Origin of the sequence: Streptomyces sp. NPDC059477, from assembly GCF_042749375.1 — a bacterium.
Classification (GTDB): Bacteria; Actinomycetota; Actinomycetes; order Streptomycetales; family Streptomycetaceae; genus Streptomyces.
In genome coordinates this window covers 96,205-112,939 of the sequence record NZ_JBHYUG010000004.1, presented here as the reverse complement: position 1 = coordinate 112,939, position 16,735 = coordinate 96,205, and the positions used below count along the sequence as shown (strand labels likewise).

Annotated in this window: 15 protein-coding genes; 2 read left to right on the top strand and 13 right to left on the bottom strand. The window is 72.1% G+C overall.

From position 1 onward, the window contains the following. Window position 1 precedes the first annotated feature (1 nt). From ACFXAZ_RS03305 to ACFXAZ_RS03285, 5 genes are all read right to left on the bottom strand, one after another. Window positions 2-373, bottom strand: coding sequence for a TadE family protein (locus ACFXAZ_RS03305; RefSeq protein WP_384584325.1), 372 nt, complete (start codon window positions 371-373; stop codon window positions 2-4). Between the two features lies 1 nt (window position 374). Continuing rightward, a complete protein-coding gene (locus tag ACFXAZ_RS03300) occupies window positions 375-710 on the bottom strand; it encodes a pilus assembly protein (protein ID WP_384584534.1) in 336 nt (111 codons plus the stop codon). Between the two features lie 53 nt (window positions 711-763). Beyond that, a complete protein-coding gene (locus tag ACFXAZ_RS03295) occupies window positions 764-2,059 on the bottom strand; it encodes a CpaE family protein (protein ID WP_384584322.1) in 1,296 nt (431 codons plus the stop codon). Window positions 2,060-2,090: 31 nt separating this feature from the next. Further along, window positions 2,091-2,798 (bottom strand): Flp pilus assembly protein CpaB, encoded by a 708-nt coding sequence (gene cpaB, locus ACFXAZ_RS03290; RefSeq protein ID WP_384584319.1) that lies wholly within the window; start codon window positions 2,796-2,798, stop codon window positions 2,091-2,093. A gap of 238 nt (window positions 2,799-3,036) precedes the next feature. Continuing rightward, complete coding sequence (locus tag ACFXAZ_RS03285) at window positions 3,037-3,957, bottom strand: hypothetical protein (RefSeq protein ID WP_384584316.1); 921 nt, start codon at window positions 3,955-3,957, stop codon at window positions 3,037-3,039. Window positions 3,958-4,327: 370 nt separating this feature from the next. Between ACFXAZ_RS03285 and ACFXAZ_RS03280 the strand changes: the two genes are divergently transcribed. After that, window positions 4,328-6,025, top strand: coding sequence for a chitinase (locus ACFXAZ_RS03280; RefSeq protein ID WP_384584531.1), 1,698 nt, complete (start codon window positions 4,328-4,330; stop codon window positions 6,023-6,025). A 108-nt stretch (window positions 6,026-6,133) separates the two neighbouring features. Here the strand turns inward: ACFXAZ_RS03280 and ACFXAZ_RS03275 are convergent, their stop codons facing one another. From ACFXAZ_RS03275 to ACFXAZ_RS03260, 4 genes are all read right to left on the bottom strand, one after another. Next, window positions 6,134-7,462, bottom strand: coding sequence for an Nramp family divalent metal transporter (locus ACFXAZ_RS03275; RefSeq protein WP_384584314.1), 1,329 nt, complete (start codon window positions 7,460-7,462; stop codon window positions 6,134-6,136). 154 nt (window positions 7,463-7,616) lie between these two features. Continuing rightward, the gene (locus ACFXAZ_RS03270) at window positions 7,617-8,108 is read right to left on the bottom strand and encodes an ATP-binding protein (RefSeq protein ID WP_384584311.1); all 492 of its coding nucleotides are present in this window, start codon (window positions 8,106-8,108) and stop codon (window positions 7,617-7,619) included. A 134-nt stretch (window positions 8,109-8,242) separates the two neighbouring features. Beyond that, a complete protein-coding gene (locus ACFXAZ_RS03265; protein ID WP_384584308.1) occupies window positions 8,243-9,157 on the bottom strand; it encodes an anti-sigma factor RsbA family regulatory protein in 915 nt (304 codons plus the stop codon). Between the two features lie 50 nt (window positions 9,158-9,207). Beyond that, window positions 9,208-11,742, bottom strand: coding sequence for an ATP-binding protein (locus ACFXAZ_RS03260; RefSeq protein WP_384584305.1), 2,535 nt, complete (start codon window positions 11,740-11,742; stop codon window positions 9,208-9,210). Window positions 11,743-12,108: 366 nt separating this feature from the next. On the opposite strand from ACFXAZ_RS03260, the gene ACFXAZ_RS03255 reads away from it, so the two are divergent. After that, window positions 12,109-13,476: a M14 family metallopeptidase gene (locus tag ACFXAZ_RS03255; protein WP_384584302.1), complete on the top strand. Its 1,368-nt coding sequence runs from the start codon at window positions 12,109-12,111 to the stop codon at window positions 13,474-13,476. A gap of 45 nt (window positions 13,477-13,521) precedes the next feature. On the opposite strand, the gene ACFXAZ_RS03250 is transcribed toward ACFXAZ_RS03255, so the two are convergent. From ACFXAZ_RS03250 to ACFXAZ_RS03235, 4 genes are all read right to left on the bottom strand, one after another. Continuing rightward, entirely contained in the window at window positions 13,522-14,223 is a 702-nt protein-coding gene (locus ACFXAZ_RS03250; protein ID WP_384584299.1) for a hypothetical protein, read from the bottom strand. An 85-nt stretch (window positions 14,224-14,308) separates the two neighbouring features. Next, window positions 14,309-14,719, bottom strand: coding sequence for a RidA family protein (locus ACFXAZ_RS03245; protein WP_384584296.1), 411 nt, complete (start codon window positions 14,717-14,719; stop codon window positions 14,309-14,311). Window positions 14,720-14,764: 45 nt separating this feature from the next. Continuing rightward, entirely contained in the window at window positions 14,765-15,514 is a 750-nt protein-coding gene (locus ACFXAZ_RS03240; protein ID WP_384584293.1) for an IclR family transcriptional regulator, read from the bottom strand. Next, window positions 15,511-16,560, bottom strand: coding sequence for a sugar kinase (locus ACFXAZ_RS03235; RefSeq protein WP_384584290.1), 1,050 nt, complete (start codon window positions 16,558-16,560; stop codon window positions 15,511-15,513). The genes ACFXAZ_RS03240 and ACFXAZ_RS03235 overlap by 4 nt, the downstream gene beginning before the upstream one ends. Between the last annotated feature and the right edge of the window lie 175 nt (window positions 16,561-16,735).

The following is a 16,735-nucleotide window of genomic DNA, read 5'->3' as shown; positions in this document are numbered from 1 at the left end:
CTCAGTCGCTCTGGTCGATCGGCATGACGGCGGTACGGGTGGCCTGCCCGAAGTCCCACATGGGGATCAGCTGCGGGATCTCGACGGCGGCGGTGACCTCGACCTCGTCCCCGAGGATGGCCTCGGAGCAGCCGACGGTGAGCCAGTCGCTCACCGCGGCCGTACAGCCCGCCTGGGCGCCCAGGTCCAGCGAGGCGGCCCGGGCCCCGGCCCGCGCCGCCGTGCCGGCCTGCTGTCCGGCGTAGGCGATCAGCCCGAGCTGGACCGTGCCGAGGGCGACGAGCAGCAGGATAGGCAGGAAGCCGAGGTACTCGATGGCGACCTGGCCCCGGTCGCGCCGCGGGCGCCGGGCCCGTGATGACTCGTACGGCATCTCAGTCCCACTCCCCCGTGTCCTCCTCCACCGCGCCCGCGTGCCCGGTCACCTCGAACGGGAAGGCGACCGTGCCCGGGAAGAGCACCGGCACCTGAAGGGTGACCGTCGCGGTGACGAAACCCGAGCCTCCACAGGTCACTTCGGCGTTCCCCTCCCAGGCGCCGGGCAGCTTGTCGGTGCCCGCTTCCTCGCAGGCGGCGGCGCGCTCCCCCGGTGGCGCGGCCGTCCCGGCCCGTACGGCCTCGTCGGCAGCGTTCCCCGCGAGCGTGAAGGTGTACCCCAGGAGCACGAACTGCCACAGCAGTACGAGCGTGATGAGGATCAGCGGCGTCATACCGAGGAACTCGATGGTGACCTGACCGCGATCGCCCCGCCCCCGGGGCCGCCTCACCGCCCCAGCTCCTTGCGCCGCCGGAAGGTCAGCGCGGCCCGCTCGCCGCCGCGCGGGGCGCGTGTCCGGTCGGCGCCGCGGGCCCGGCCCGCTCGGCGGTGGGCGGGGCCGCCGCTCTCGGGGCCACGCACCAGCCCCAGTTCGGCGGCCAGCGTCCACAGCGCCTGTTTCACGGTGCTCTTGGCGTCGAGTTCGTGCAGCCGGCCGGCGTCCACGACCGCCTGGAGTTCCTTGAAGTGGGCGGGTACGACGGTCTTGGCGACGGCGGTGCCGGTGATCCGCTGGATGAGGGCGGGCTGGATCTCCGTACCGCGGGTGTGCCGGTTGACGACGAGGGTGGTCTCCTCGGCCTTGCGGATCTGGAGCCGGTCCCAGAGGCGGACGACGCGTTTGGCGCCGCGTACGGCGACCACGTCGGGGGTGGTGACCAGGAGCGCGGTGTCGGCCATCTCGACGGCCGCCGCGCCGGCGCCGCTCAGCTGGGCGCCGCAGTCCAGGACGACCGTCTCGTAGCGGGAGCGCAGGGCGCTGACGAGCTGGCGGGCGGCGCGGTCGCTGACCTCCTCGCCGCGTTCGCCGTCGGCGGGGGCGAGCAGCAGGGCCGTACCGGTGTCGTGGCGGAAGACGGCGTCGGCGAGGACGCGGGGCGAGATGTCGGTGATGGTGGCGAGGTCGACGACCGAGCGGCGGAACTGGACATCCAGGTAGGAGGCGATGTCGCCGGTCTGGAGGTCCATGTCGACCAGGCAGGTGGAGCGGCCGGACGCCTGGGCGGCGAGGGCGAGCTGGACGGCGACGACGGTGGTCCCGACGCCGCCCTTGGCGCCGCTGACGGTGATGACGGTGCCGCCGACGCCGGGGAGGACGTCGGCGCCGTGGCCGAGGTGGCGGCGGACGCCCACCGACCACTGGGCGACCGCCTGGACCCGGCCGGCGAGTTCGTCGTAGCCGAGCGGGAGGGCGACCACGCCGCGGGCGCCGGAGTCCATGGCGGCGGCGAACAGGCTGGGGCCGGCGTCGGAGGTGACCAGGATGACGCCGACCGCGGGGAAGCGCAGGGCGACCTCGCGGATCAGCTCCAGGGCGGGGACCGGCCCGATCCGTTCGTGGACGACGACGACCTCGGGGAGTTCGTCGACGGACTCGGCGGCGAGCCGGGCGAGGGTGTCGATCAGCTGGGTGGAGTCGAGGACCGGGTGGACCGGTTCGGCGTCCGGGAGCTGGCTGAGGAGCGTGGTGAGCGAACGGACCGCGTCCGCGTCGGCCACCGCCGGAAGGATCCTGGTGGGCATGGGGCGGCCTCTCCCTTGTCCTTGCGTGTCGTCACTGGTCTTCGGCGAGTTCGTAGGTGCGGTCCTCTTCGGGCACCGTGCCGTCGCCGCCGGGGGCGACGAGGGCGAGCCGGACCTGTTCGGCGAAGGACTCGGCGTAGGTGATGCGCTGGGCGTCGATCGCGGACAGCGCGAAGGTGATGGGCACGGCGTCACCGGCGGTGGCGGTGCGGTCGTTCGCGTCGGCTTCGAGCGGGGTCAGCTCGCCGACGTCGAGCACCCGGGCGTTCGCGACGATCACCCGGGACTGGTCGGGGTCCTCCTCGCGCCGGCCCTCGAAGGTGGCGTAGACGTTGACGGTGGCGCCGGGGGTGATCTTGCCGGCCACCCCGGTCGCCGCGTCGATCATGATGGCGACCTCCTGCTCGCCCGGCCGGAGGGCGGGCTGGTCGACGATCATGTCGCTCTGGAGGAGCGAGCCCTTCTTGAGGGTGGTCACGGCGATCTTGCCGCGGATGTCGGCGAGATCGGTGACGGCGGTCGGTGACAGCCAGCGCTCCGGCAGCTCGATCTCGCTGAACTGGCCGACGCTGAGCGGCGTGTAGGGCGCCACGTTCGACTTCAGCTCGTACGCGGTGACCTCGGGGCCGACCTTGGACCGGACGTCGTTGACGACGGAGAGCACGCCGGCGAAGGCACCGAGGGCGCACAGGATGGACAGGAGCAGGAGTATCACGCCGCGGCGCTGACGGGAGTTCATGAACCGTGCGTCCTCGATGGGGGGTGTGACGGGGCGGGGTGGCGGACGGTGCTGCGGGACTTCGGGGCTTCGGGGCTTCGGGACTTGTGGGCTACGAGGGTGGTGCGGTGGCGCAGGGTGCTGCGGGTACTACGGGTACTACGGGGTGGTACGGGTACTACGGGTACTACGGGGTGGTACGGGTACTACGGGCCCCACGGGGTGGTGCGGGCACTACGAGGCGGTACGGGTACGGGTACTACGGGGTCAGCGCCTGGCGGCTGTGCGCCGGGTTCTGGGCCAGCCGGGCGGGCCGTCCGTCGGCGACGGCCGTCCGGTGACCGGCCGTCGGCGCGTCCCCGCTCTCGGGCGGGGTCGCGCGGCAGAACACGCACAGGTCGCCGATGACATCGAGGCCGCACCAGTGACAGACGGTCCGGCGTACGGAGGTGACGAGCTGGTAGAGGACCGGCAGATCGGCCAGATGGGCGCAGAACTCGACCATCCTGCCCGTCCCCCACCAGCGGGCGGAGTCGGCGGGCAGTTCGGTCTCGCGCAGGCCCTGGACCTGCCAGGCGGGGGCGAGGGTCGCGGTGACCCAGTCGGTGGCGAGCTGTCCTTTGGCGACCACCATCCGGGTGGCGAACTCCGGTCCGGCGAGCTGGGCATCGGGTCCGAGCCGCACGAGCTGCGGCTGGGGATGGGCGAGTACGGCGAACTGGCTGCCCGGCATCCAGGACTTGGCGTGCGCCTTGAGGGTGACGGGTACCCGGTCGAGCTTGGCGACGGAGCCGAGGACGGCACCGGCGTGGATGTAGTGGGTGAGCAGCCGGCCGGCGGAGGCGAGCACGCCGGGGCTGAGGTCGCAGGAGGCGAGCTGCCGCAGTTGCCGGGCGAGGACGGCGACGCCGAGCGGCGGCAGGTCGGGGCTGAAGAGGGCGATCCGGTCGCTTTCGAGCAGCGAGCGGATGGTGTGCAGCCGCCGGTGCACGGCGGGGGGCGCGGCGCCGGAGCACACGACGACGACCTGACCGTGCTGGTCGAGCAGCACCTGCATCTCGGCCAGGGTCTGTTCCAGCGGGCGCCGGTCCAGGTCGGGCAGCACGGCGGCGGGCAGGGTCCGTTCGTCCTGCGCCGGCAGTGCGAGATCGGCACCGGTCACGGCAATGGCAGTTGGCACGCGCAGCTCCCCGATTTCGCCGGCCGGTGCGCGGCGTTACTCCGGTGCACCGAGATGACTTCATTGCGTGACTACGGCAGCACTGTATCCGTGCCTCTGTGACCGGAGAACAGCGTTTCGGTGGCTCTGCGACAACTGGCATCGCACAAGTCACTTCAAATCAGGGCAGGTTAGGCACGTTTCGACCCTGTGAAGCAGGTGTCGGTTTGGTCCAGACCTTGACAACACAATTGGTCTGGACCACCTTGGACGCAGCGGCGGTGGCCACCGTTCCTCTTCTCTCCCCCTTGAGTCTTTCTGGCATTCCCCCTCCCCGTCCCGACTCTCCCCACCGGAGGCCCGAGTGGACCTCGCTTGGAACAGACGGAACATCAGCACCCCCCGGCGCAAGCTCCGTACCCGGGTATGGGCGGGCGCCGCCGTCGCCGCCCTCGCCCTCTCCCTGTCGACCGCAGTCGAAGCGTCCGCGGCCGACATCAACAACGCCAAGAACGCGGGCTTCGAGTCCGGTCTGAGCAACTGGACGTGCTCGGCGAACAGCGGCACCTCGGTGACCACGCCGGTGCACGGCGGCACCGCGGCCCTGCGCGCGGCCCCCTCCGGGCAGGACAACGCCCGCTGTACCCAGACGGTCGCGGTGCGGCCCAGCTCGACGTACTCGCTCAGCGCGTGGGTGCAGGGCGGCTTCGCCTACCTCGGCGCGACCGGCACCGGCACCACGGACGTGTCGACGTGGACCCCCGACTCCACGGCCTGGAAGCAGTTGTCGACGACCTTCACGACGGGCGCCTCGACCACGTCGGTGACGCTGTACACCCACGGCTGGTACGGCCAGCAGCCGTACTTCGTCGACGACGTCTCGGTCTTCGGCCCGGACGGCGGCGGCGGTACGGACCCGGGCCCGACGATCCCGACGGCGCCGACCGGCCTCGCGGCCTCCGGCACGACCTCGACCTCGGTGAACCTGGCCTGGAACACGGTCTCCGGCGCGACCGGCTACGCCATCTACCGCGACGGCACCCGGATCACGGCGGTGACCGGCACATCGGCGACGGTGACCGGCCTGACCGCGAGCACCTCGTACTCCTTCCAGGTGACGGCGACCAACGCGGCCGGTGAGTCGCCCCGTTCGACGGCGGTCGCGGTGACCACCCCGGCCACCGGTGGCGGCGGCGGTGGCACGGTGCCCAAGCACGCGGTGACCGGCTACTGGCAGAACTTCAACAACGGCGCCACGGTCCAGAAGCTCTCCGACGTCCCGGCGGCCTACGACATCATCGCCGTGTCCTTCGCGGACGCGACGGCGACGCCGGGCGCGGTCACCTTCAACCTCGACACGGTGGGCCTGAACGGCTACACGGTCGACCAGTTCAAGGCGGACGTCGCCGCGAAGAAGGCGGCCGGCAAGAAGGTCGTCATCTCCATCGGCGGCGAGCTGGGCACGATCACCGTCAACAACTCCACCTCGGCGACCAACTTCGCCAACTCGGTGTACGCGCTGATGCAGCAGTACGGCTTCGACGGTGTGGACATCGACCTGGAGAACGGCCTCAACGCCACCTACATGACGCAGGCCCTGCGCTCGCTGTCGGCGCTGGCGGGTCCGTCCCTGGTCCTCACCATGGCCCCCCAGACGATCGACATGCAGTCGACCTCGAACTCCTACTTCCAGACGGCCCTGAACGTGAAGGACATCCTCACGGTCGTCAACATGCAGTACTACAACAGCGGCACGATGCTGGGCTGCGACGGCAAGGTCTACGCCCAGGGCACGATCGACTTCCTGACCGCCCTGGCCTGCATCCAGCTGGAGAACGGCCTGGCCCCGTCCCAGGTCGGCCTGGGCGTGCCCGCCTCCACCCGCGCGGCCGGCGGCGGCTATGTCGCCCCGTCCGTGGTCACCGCCGCCCTGGACTGCCTCACCAAGGGCACCAGCTGCGGCACCTTCAAGCCCGCCCGCACCTACCCCGATCTGCGCGGCGCCATGACCTGGTCGACCAACTGGGACGCCACGTCCGGCAACGCCTGGTCCAACGTGGTGGGCCCGCACGTGGACGCGCTGCCCTAGCGCCGACACGCCACCGCAGGACCGCACCCCGACGCCCGGGTCCCCTCAGGGGGGCCCGGGCGTCACGCGTGCCCACGAGCGGGATCGGCGGCGGAAGGCGAAGGGGGCTCAGAAGAAATCGGCCCAGGGCTGGTCCCAGACCTGCTTGACGCACAGCACCAGGAAGAGGACGCCCGCGAGGGCCAGCATGGTGTTGCTGAGCGGGCCGTTGCGCCATTCCCTCGGGGTGCGCGCGGAGTTGAGGAGCCAGAGCAGGGTGCCCGCCAGAAAGGGGAGGAAGGCGGCACCCAGCACGCCGTACAGGATGATCAGACGGAAGGGCTGGTCCTGGAAGAGGAGGACCATCGGGGGGAAGGTCAGCCAGAGCAGGTACGCGCGGAAGGGCCAGGAGCGTTCGCGGGCGCCGGAGGCCACCGCGTCGCCCCGCGATTCCCGGGCGGCGCCGAAGCGGGCCGTGAAGTCGGCGAACATCAGGCTGACGCCGTGCCAGACGCCGATGAGGGAGGTGAAGGAGGTGGCGAAGAAGCCGATCAGGAAGAACGTCGCGGTGGCGTCCCCGTACTCGGCGGCCAGGATGTCGCCGAGCTGGATCAGGCCCTTGTCGCCGGTGGCGATGGCCACGTTGGCGGAGTGCAGGAGTTCGGCGCCGACGAAGAGCATCGCCACGACGAAGACGCCGGTGGTCGCGTACGCCACCCGGTTGTCCAGGCGCATCATCCGCATCCAGCCGGTGTCGGTCCAGCCCTTGGCGTTCACCCAGTACCCGTAGGCCGCGAGCGTGATGGTGCCGCCGACCCCGCCGATCAGTCCGAGGGTGTTGAGGATCGAGTCCTGCTCATCGGGCAGCACCGGGAGCAGGCCCGCGAAGGCGTCCGCCAGATTCGGGGTGACCCGGACCGCCAGATACACCGTCACCACGAACATGACGCCGACCAGCACCGTCATGACCTTCTCGAACACCACGTACTTGTTGAACCAGACGAACACCAGGCCCACCAGCCCGCACGCGATCCCCCACCACTGAAGGTCCATCACCCCCGGGAACAGCGCTTGCAGCGGCAGGGCGCTCGACGACATCGCCGCCGCCCCGTAGACAAAGCCCCAGATCACCGCGTACACGGCGAAGAAGTACAGGGTCCAGCGGCCCAGGCCCGCCCAGCCGTCGAACAGGGTGCGGCCGGTCGACAGATGCCAGCGGCCCGCCGCCTCCGCCAGGGAGATCTTCACCAGACAGCCCAGGACCGCCGCCCACAGGAGGGTGTAGCCGAAATTGCTGCCCGCGATGAGCGTCGCCACCAGGTCGCCCGCGCCGACCCCGGTCGCCGCGACCACGATCCCGGGGCCGATGTGCCGCCAGCTCGATCTGCGCGGCCCGGTGTCGGTGGCCGGCCGGTCGGGCGCCTTGGTCTGCGAGGTGTTTCCCGTGGTGTCCGCCATGCGGGCCAAGTAAGCGCACGAGCCGAGGGCGGACAAGAGGGGGTGCGGCGATCTTCACCCGATGTGCGCAGTCGCGAACGCGGGCGCCCGCCGGGCCAGCTGGTGGGCCCCGGTGGCCGACCGTGCCGCCGGGGCCCCGCTGGGGGTACGCGTGCTACGGCTGTCGCCGACCGCAGCCGTCGCACGCGCATGTGCCGAGCTCGAACCAGACGGTTTTGCCCGACCCCTCCTGCCGGCAGCCCCAGCGGCGGGCGAGTGCCGCCACCAGGAACATGCCGCGTCCGTTCTCCGCGCCGCCCGCCTCGACCACCCGCGGGGCCCGGGGACCGATGTCGCCGACCTCGCAGCGCAGCACGCCGTGGGCGGCCGACAGGGTGAGGGTGAAGCGGCCCGCGGAGTGCAGCAGCGCGTTCGTCGTCACCTCGCTGACCAGGAGTTCGGCCGTGTCCACCAGGCCCTCGGGGGCGTCCTGCTCCGCCAGGCCCCACTCCTCCAGATGCCTGCGCACCGCCACCCGGGCCTCACGGACCGCGGTGGGACGGGGGTCGTACGTGACCCGCAGATGGCCGGCCCGCAGCGGTGGCTGAGGGAACGCGCCGTCCGGAAAGTCGGGGCCCGGGAATCGGTTTCCGGAGAGCTGGAGCATGTCCCAAGAGTGACCGCCCGGCCCGCCTTCCGCACGGGGAGGACTACCCCAATCACTACCTATCACTACCTACGCGCCCGTACCCCCGTCACCGCACCCCCCGTACCTCCCTACCCCCCTCCCCCCTACTCCCGTCACCGCCCGTACTGCACCCGCACGGCCGTCGTGGCCGCGGGTCCCGTCCCGCCCCGCACATCCACGTACGCGCACACCTGCCGCGCGAACCACAGCCCCTGCCCCGGCTCCGGGCGCAGCCCGCCCGGCGGCGGCACGAACCCGGCGAGCGGGTCGTCGAGGTGGCCCGGGACGCGCAGTTCGGCCACGCAGGCCGGGGCGTCGCCCCACACCCGTACCTCCGCGCGATGCGGCCCCAGCGAGTGCGCCGCCTCCCCCACCGCCGCCGCGAACAGTTCCGCGTCCGCCGCGGCCAGACCCCGGGCGCCTGCCCAGGCCGCCACCGCGTCCACCGGCAACGGCTCGGCGTCCGCCGGGGCCTCGGGCAGGGGTACGGCGTCCAGTTCGGCCGTCAGCAGGTACGGGTCCTCGTAGCCGCCGGTGTCCGGGTGGGTGCGGCGGGCCTGGGTGATGACCTCGGGGGCCGCGAGCCGGGTGTCGTAGACGCACAGGGCCGTGGTGGCGAGCGGCGCGAAGAGGAGGTTGGCCAGGGATTCGTAGCGGATCCACTCGGTGCGCTCGCGCGCCGAGCTGCCGGCCCGGCCCGTCCAGTCGGGCTCCATGAGGAGATGGACACGGCCGCCGGGTCCCGCGTGCTCGGCCAGATAACCGGCGCCCTGGGCGATCGCGTTGGGCGCCGAGCCGGTGTACCAGTCGGTGTGCGGGACATAGCCGACCGCGTCGCCGAAGGTGTCGCGCAGGAGGGCGAGGCGGGCGGGGGTGGTGATGGCGACCGGGGCCGGTTCGCCGGGTGCCGTCAGGCCCTCGGTCAGGAAGGGCAGCGCGGCCGTCAGGAACTCCGCGTCGGTGTCGAACACGGCCATGCGGTGGTCGAAGACGCCGTGCGGGGTGGCGGGGTGGGCGAACGTGGTCATGAGGCTCCCGGGGGATGAGTGGGTGGGGCTGGGGTGGGCGGCGCACGGCTCTACTGGCGTGCGGTCACCCAGGCGGCGATCTGGCTGCGGCTGGTGAAGCCGAGCTTGTTGAGGATGCGTTCGACATGGCCCTCGGCGGTGCGGCGGGCGATGACGAGGCGGTCGGCGATCTGCTGGTTGGCGAGTCCTTCGGCGACGAGGAGGGCGACCTCGTTCTCGCGCCGGGTCAGCGGGGCGGGGGCGGTGGGCGCGGGGGGCGCGGGGGCGGGCGGGGGTTCGTCGAGGGCGTGGCCGAGGGTCTCCTCCAGGCCGAGCGAGCGGCCGTGCTCGTACGCCTTCTGGAAGAGGGGGGTGCCGAGGGCGGCACGGGCCCGGTTCTCGGTGTCGGCGCGGTCGGTGGTGAGCGGGTCGGAGCCCCAGCGGTTGCGGTCGACGTCGGCCCAGACACGGTCGGCGCCGCCGAGCAGGACGGCGGCCCGGTCGGGGGCGTCGCGCAGGGCGCTGATACGGGCGAGCAGGTCGAGGGTGAGTCCGATGCCCAGGACGTCGTGGACCGCCCGTTTCAGGCGCAGCGCCTCGCGGGCGTGGCTCTCGGCGCTCGGGAGGTCGCCCTTGACGACATGGGCGAGGGCCATGATGCGCAGCACGTACGACAGGACCCAGGCGTCGCCGTGCCGTTCGCACAGCCGTCGGGTCTCCTCGCAGACGGCTATGGCCTCGTCCGCCTGGCCGAGGAAGGCGAGGGCGCAGGCGAGTTCGACCCGGTCCAGGCCGACCAGGCTGAGGTGCTGGCCGGGGAGCGGGCCGCGGGCGACGCTGGCGCGGAAGTGGGCGAGGGCGGCCGGGAGGTCGTTGCCGAACAGCACCACGACGCCCATCACGTACTCGGCGTGCGCGGCCTCCGCACGGTCGCCGAGCCGCAGGGCGAGCGCGCGGGCCTGCTCGGCCTGTCTTCGGCCGCGGGTGAGGTCCTCGGGGCAGCCGGCCAGCAGGGCGGAGGTCCACAGGGCGCGGGCGCGTTCGCGGGTGGGCGCGGGGTTGGCGTCGAGGGCGCGGTCGAGCCAGTAGCGGCCCTCGCGCGGGGCGCCGCAGGCGTGCCAGTAGAACCACAGGGTGCCGGCCAGCCGCAGCCCGGCGAGGGCCTCGCCGGGGGCGGTGAGGGCGAAGTCGAGGGCGGCCCGCAGATTGTCCTGATCGGCCCGCAGCCGCGCCACGGCCTCCCGCTGCCCGGGGCCGAACCAGTTCCGCTCGCACTCCTCGGCCCGCCGCTGCATCCACGCCAGATGCCGCCGCCGGGCGGCCACCTCCTCCCCGCCGCGCACCCGCAGCTTGTCCAGCCCGTAGTGGCGCAGGGTGTCGAGGAGGCGGTAGCGGAGGGGCGGTGGGGGCGGGAGGGGGGTGTTCCAGGGGGTAGGAGTGGGGGTGGGGGCGGGGAGGCGGGTAGGGAGCTTCCCGGAGTCCCCGGAGTCCCCGGAGTCCCCGGAGTCCACGGGGTCCCCGAAATCCCCGGAGTCCGCGATGTCCGCGGAGTCCCCGAAGCTCGCGGAGGCCGCGAAGTCCGCGCAGTCTTCGTAGCCCCCGCCCGAGCGCTCCTCCCCCTCCCCCTCCCCCGGTTCCCGGCACAGTACGGACTTGTCCACCAGGCCCGCGATGGCGTCGAGGACGTCGTAGGAGCGGACGGTCTCGCCGTCGGCGCAGACGGCCTCGGCGGCTTCCAGGTCGAAGGAACCGGCGAGGACACCCGCGCGGGCCCAGACGAGTTGTTCGCGTTGGGTGCACAGCTCATGGCTCCAGTCGATCGCGGCGCCCAGGGTCTGGTGGCGGGGCAGGACGGCGGGGCTGGCGGTGGACAGCAGGCGGTAGCGGTCGTCGAGGCGGGCGATGAGCTGTTCGACGCCCAGGACCCGCATCCGGACGGCGGCGAGTTCGATGGCCAGCGGCAGCCCGTCGAGGCGGCGGCAGAGGCGGGCCACGGCGGACCGGTTGGCGGCGGTGAGCCGGAAGCCGGGGACCACGGCGGCGGCCCGGTCGGCGAACAGGGTGAGTGCGGGGCCCGGATGGGCGGCGAGGTCGTCGTCGGGGCCGGGCACCGGCAGCGGCCGTATCTCCAGGAGGTGTTCCTCGGTCAGGCCGAGGCGGTGACGGCTGGTGGCGAGGATACGGACGCCGGTGGTGCCGTGCAGCAGGGCGGCGGCGAGTTCGGCGCAGGCGTCGACCAGGTGCTCGCAGTTGTCGACGACCAGCAGCAGGCGCCGGTCGCGCAGTTGCTCCACCAGCGCGTCGAGGACCGGCTGGGCGGAGTGGTCGTGCAGGTCCAGCGCGTCGGCGGCGGCGAGCGGGACGAGTTCGGGGTCGTGCAGTCCGGACAGCTGCACGAAGCGCACCCCGTCGGGGAACGCCCGCTCCACGCGGGCCGCGATCCGGGCCGCCAGCCGGGTCTTGCCGACGCCGCCCGGCCCGGTCAGGGTGACCAGGCGCGCCTTCGCGAGCAGCTCACGGCCCTCGGTCTGTTCACCGCGCCGGTCGACGAAGCTGGTCGTCTCGACCGGCAGCCGGCCGTCCCGTCGTGGTGCTGATCCGCCCATGATCAGCCTGTCCTCTGGGGGTGGGGTGCGGGAGCCGGAGTGGAGTGCGGGGCTCCCTTACGCGGACTGCCACTCTCCTCCGTACCTCACATATATGCACGCCAGGGTCACGCTCGTGAGTGCACTTCCGGGTTAGACGGGTGGGCTGGAGACCAAGGCGCGTACACTGCGCGGCTTTTCACGGAGGGTCAGGCCGATAGCACACGCCTCGCACAGGCCACTCTCAGCTTCACCCTTGACCTGCGCATGCCATACCCGGAGCATGAGCGCCACCCGTACGTCGCACGGAAGAACCACCCCCCGCTCCACTCCCCCACTTCCGGAGACCCCGGAGACCCCGGAGACCCGGAGAAACAAGGAGATTTCATGCGACTCCACCCCCGCGGCTCAGGTGCCGTGCCCAGACGCGGCAGCCGCGGACGCACCGCCGTGCTCGCCGCCCTGCTCGCCCTGGCACTCGCCGCCCCGATCTCGGCGGCCACCTCCGACGCCAGCGCGGACAGCGCGAGCAAGCCCGCCGCCGCCTCGGACGACATCCGCCAGTACGAAGTCCATATGCGCTCGACCGCCGCGGACCGTACGGCACTTCAGCAGACCGGCGTCACCGTCGACGACGCCGATGAGCACGGGGTCGTCATCTCCGGCCGCGCCGACCAGATCAAGAAGCTGCGCTCGCTGGGCTACGAGGTCACCGCGCTCGGCGCCGTCCCCGACCGGTCCGCCGGGGAGGACGACGTACGCCTGCTGGACTTCCCGTCCGCCGACTCGCGCTATCACAACTACACGGAGATGACGGCCGAGATCAACTCGCTCGTCTCGGCCAATCCGTCCATCGCCAGCCAGCGCGTGATCGGCACCTCCTACCAGGGCCGCAACATCGTCGCCATCAAGATCAGCGACAACGTGGGCACCGACGAGGCCGAGCCCGAGGTGCTGTTCACCCACCACCAGCACGCCCGCGAGCACCTCACCGTCGAGATGGCGCTGTATCTGCTGCGGGAGCTGACCTCCGACTACGGCACCGACTCCCGGGTCACCAACATGGTCAACGGCCGGGAGATCTGGATCGTGCCGGACGTCAACCCGGACGGCGGCGAGTACGACATCGCCACCGGCACCTACCGCTCCTGGCGCAAGAACCGCCAGCCCAACACGGGTTCGTCGTACATCGGCACCGACCTGAACCGCAACTGGAACTACAACTGGGGCTGCTGCGGCGGCTCCTCCGGCACCACGTCCTCCGACACCTACCGGGGGTCCGCCGCGGAGTCGGCGCCCGAGGTGAAGGTGGTCGCCGACTTCGTGCGCAGCCGGGTGGTCGGCGGCGAGCAGCAGATCACGGCCGGGGTGGACTTCCACACCTACGGCGAGCTGGTGCTGTGGCCGTTCGGGTACACATACTCCGACACCGCCCCCGGGATGACCGCCGACGACCGCAACGCCTTCGCCACGGTCGGGCAGAAGATGGCCGCGAGCAACGGCTTCTCGCCGGAGCAGGCCAGCGACCTCTACATCACGGACGGGTCGATCGACGACTGGCTGTGGGGCAGCCAGAAGATCTTCGGGTACACCTTCGAGATGTACCCGGGATCCGCGAGCGGTGGCGGGTTCTACCCGCCCGACGAGGTCATCGAGCGGGAGACCTCCCGTAACCGGGACGCCGTCCTCCAACTGCTGGAGAACGCCGACTGCATGTACCGGTCCATCGGCAAGGAAGCCCAGTACTGCGCGTAGCGCGCGGTGCCCGGCGGTGCGGTGCGCGGGTTCGCCCCGCGCACCTCACTTGTCGGCGTCGGCCGCCCCGGCCTCCGCCTTGGCCACCTTCGCTGCCTTCGCTTCCTTCGGCTCGTCCGCCGCCTTCGGCTCGTCCGACTCCGCGTCGGCGGCCGATTCCGCGTCCGGCTCTATCGCCTCTTCCGGTTCGTCCGGTTCATCCGCCTCCGCGGTGCCGTCCTCGAAGTAGGCGTCCAGGACCGCGTCCAGCCGCTCGTCCCACTCCTTGTGGTCCGCCTTGGACTTGGCCTCGATCTCGATCGGGTACCAGCGGCGGTCCGGGGTGTGCACGGTCACGGTGTACCGCTTCCCGAACCTCGGTGCCACGCTCTCGATCGCGCCGATCTCGTCCCAGCTGAACTCGCACCGCTCCTCGTCGAGGCTCAGACGTACGCCCTTGGCGTCGGCGACGATACGGGCCCGGCGGTCGGCGGCCTCGAACACGGGACCGTCGGCCGCCGCGTCCTCGTCCTCTTCCGCGTCCGTGTCGGCGTCCGATGCCGGGTCGGCGTCGGCCTCCGATTCCGCGTCCGGCTCCGGAGGCTCGGGGGCCGCGCCCTCGGCCGCGGGGGAGTCGGCGGCGGTCTGCTCCGCCTCCTCGACCACGTCCTCCGGCTTTGCCGGCGCGGGCTGTGTGAGCCCGGGGATGTGCGCCGGGTTGACCCCGGCGTCCAGGGGCTGACTGCTCGTACCTATGCGCTGCTCCACAGCCCCGCAGTATGGTCGACAAACCTGTGTCCGGGACAGTCGGCCCCTACTTCGTTATGGCGACGATGCCCAAGGGCCCCGGTGGTCAGCCCAGGACGGCCAGGGCGTCGATCTCGATGAGCAGGCCCGCGGGGAGGCCGACGTACACCGTGGTGCGGGCGGCGGGCGGGGCGGTGAGGCCCTGCTCCTCGAAGTAGGCGTTGTAGATCTCGTTCAGCTCGGCGAAGTGGTCCACGTCGGTGAGGTAGACACGGATCATGATCACGTCGTCCCAGCTCGCGCCGCCCTCCTGAAGGATCGCCTTGACGTTGGCGAGGGTCTGGAGGGTCTGCTCACGCAGGGCCGGGCCGGCCGGCGTCGGGGGCTGTCCCTCGACGGCGGGCAGGAAGCCGACCTGCCCGGCGACCTGGAGGATGTTGCCCTTGCGCACGCCGTGGGAGAACTTCGCGGGCGGGGTGGTGTGGGTGCTGGGGGTGAGCGCGGTCTTCTCTGTCATGTCTGGTACCTGGGTCCTTGAGGGTCGTTGCACGGGATACACGGGTTACGCGGGGGTTCTGCCGGAGTACTCGCCGCTGATCGCGTCCGCGGTGCGGCGGACGAGCGGGAGCAGGGTGAGGAGTTCGTCGGCGGTGACGACGACATTGGGCGCGGACACCGACATCGCGGCGACGACCCGGCCGTCGGCGCCGCGGATGGGGGCGGCGACGCAGTTGATGGACTCCTCGTGGCCGCCGAGGTCGGTGGCCCAGCCCTGTTCGCGCACCCGGGCCAGTTCCCTGAGGAACGCGTCGGCATTCGGGGTCGAACGGGCCGTGAACATGGGGTAGTCGAGCTTCTCCGCGAGAGCGCGGCGCTCGTGCTCGGGCAGATCGGCGAGGAGCAGTTTGGCGACGGCGGCGACCGTGATGGCCACGGGCTTGCCGATCCGTGAGTACATCCGCACCGGGTAGCGGCTCTCCACCTTGTCGATGTAGAGGACCTCGTTCTCCTCGTGGACGGCGAGGTGGACGGTGTGGCCGCAGGCTTCGTTCAGCCGGATCAGGTGCGGATGGGCGATCTCGCGGATGTCCAGGTTCTCCATGGCTTCCTGGGCGAGCGAGAAGAGCCGGGCGCCCAGGCGGTAGCGCTGGTCGGACTGGCGGTAGACGAGGCCGTGCTCGTGCAGGGTGCGCAGCAGGCGCAGGGCGGTGGACTTGTGGACGCCGAGCCGCTCGGCGACCTGCCCGAGGTCGGCGGGGCCCTCGGCGAGCAGCGGAAGGATGCTCAGCGCGCGGTCGACGGTCTGGCTCATGGGGTGGGTACCTCCTCCTCGGCCCGGTCGGCGGCGTGGGTCCAGCCGGGGCCGAGTCGCAGTCTCCCCCACGCCTCGTCGTCCAGGGCGGCAAGCCGGTCGGCGCGGTCGCGGGCGGGCGGGGCGGCGAGATCGCCGGGGGCGGTCAGGGCGGCGGCGGCCATGAGGTGGCCGTGCCGCAGCCGGTCGGGGACGGGCAGTGCGCGCAGGGTGGCGGAGAGGAACCCGGCGGCGAAGGCGTCCCCGGCGCCGACGGCGGCCGTGACGGCGACCCGGGGGGCGGGGACGAAGGCGGGGGGCGTGGCCTCGGGGCCGAAGGCGGTCGCCCCGCGTCCGCCGTCCTTGACCACCAGCACGCCGGGCTCGGGCAGCGCCTCCCGGATGCGCTCCGGCCCGCCGGTCACTCCCCACGCCTCCTCGGCCTCGTCCTGTCCGACGAAGACGACATCGGCGCCGCGGGCCAGTTCCAGGAGTACGGCGGGGCCGTCGCCGCCGGAGGGCCAGAGCCGGGAGCGGTGGTTGACGTCGAAGGAGACGAGGGGGCGCCCGGCGCGGGGGGCCAGCAGCTCGCGCAGCAGGTCCTGACAGCTCGCCGACAGCGCGGCCGTGATCCCGGACAGATGCAGCACCCTCGCGGCCCGTACGGCGGCCAGGTCCACGTCGGTCACGGACATCGCGGAGGCCGCCGAGCCCGCCCGGTAGTACGCCACCTCGTGGGCGTCGGTGGCGCGGTCCCCGGCGGTGCGGAAGTAGATGCCGGTGGGCCGCCCGGCGTCCCGGCGGACCGCCGTCGTGTCCACGCCGTAGCCGCCGATGGCGGTGATCAGGTGGTCGCCGAAGGGATCGGCGCCGACCCGGCTGACCCAGCGGGTGGTGTGCCCGGCGGCGGCCAGGACACACACCACGTTGGACTCGGCGCCGCCGATGCCCCGTTCGAAGGCGGTCACGTCGGCGAGGCGGCCCGGCGTGGAGGGAAGGAACGTGACCATGGACTCGCCGAGCGCTACGACGTCCACGACGTCGGGGGTGGGTCCGGTGACCGTCACGATGGTGTGGCTCCCTCGGCCTGGGCGAGGCGGCTGCGTTGACCTCGCGTTGGCCGAGATGTTAGACAGCAGTGAGCGACATACGCAATGAACGTTGCACACAGCGCAACGCAACGGTTCAATGCGTCGGCACATTCGCATCAGATCACCGAATCACCACGACCGATCACCGAAT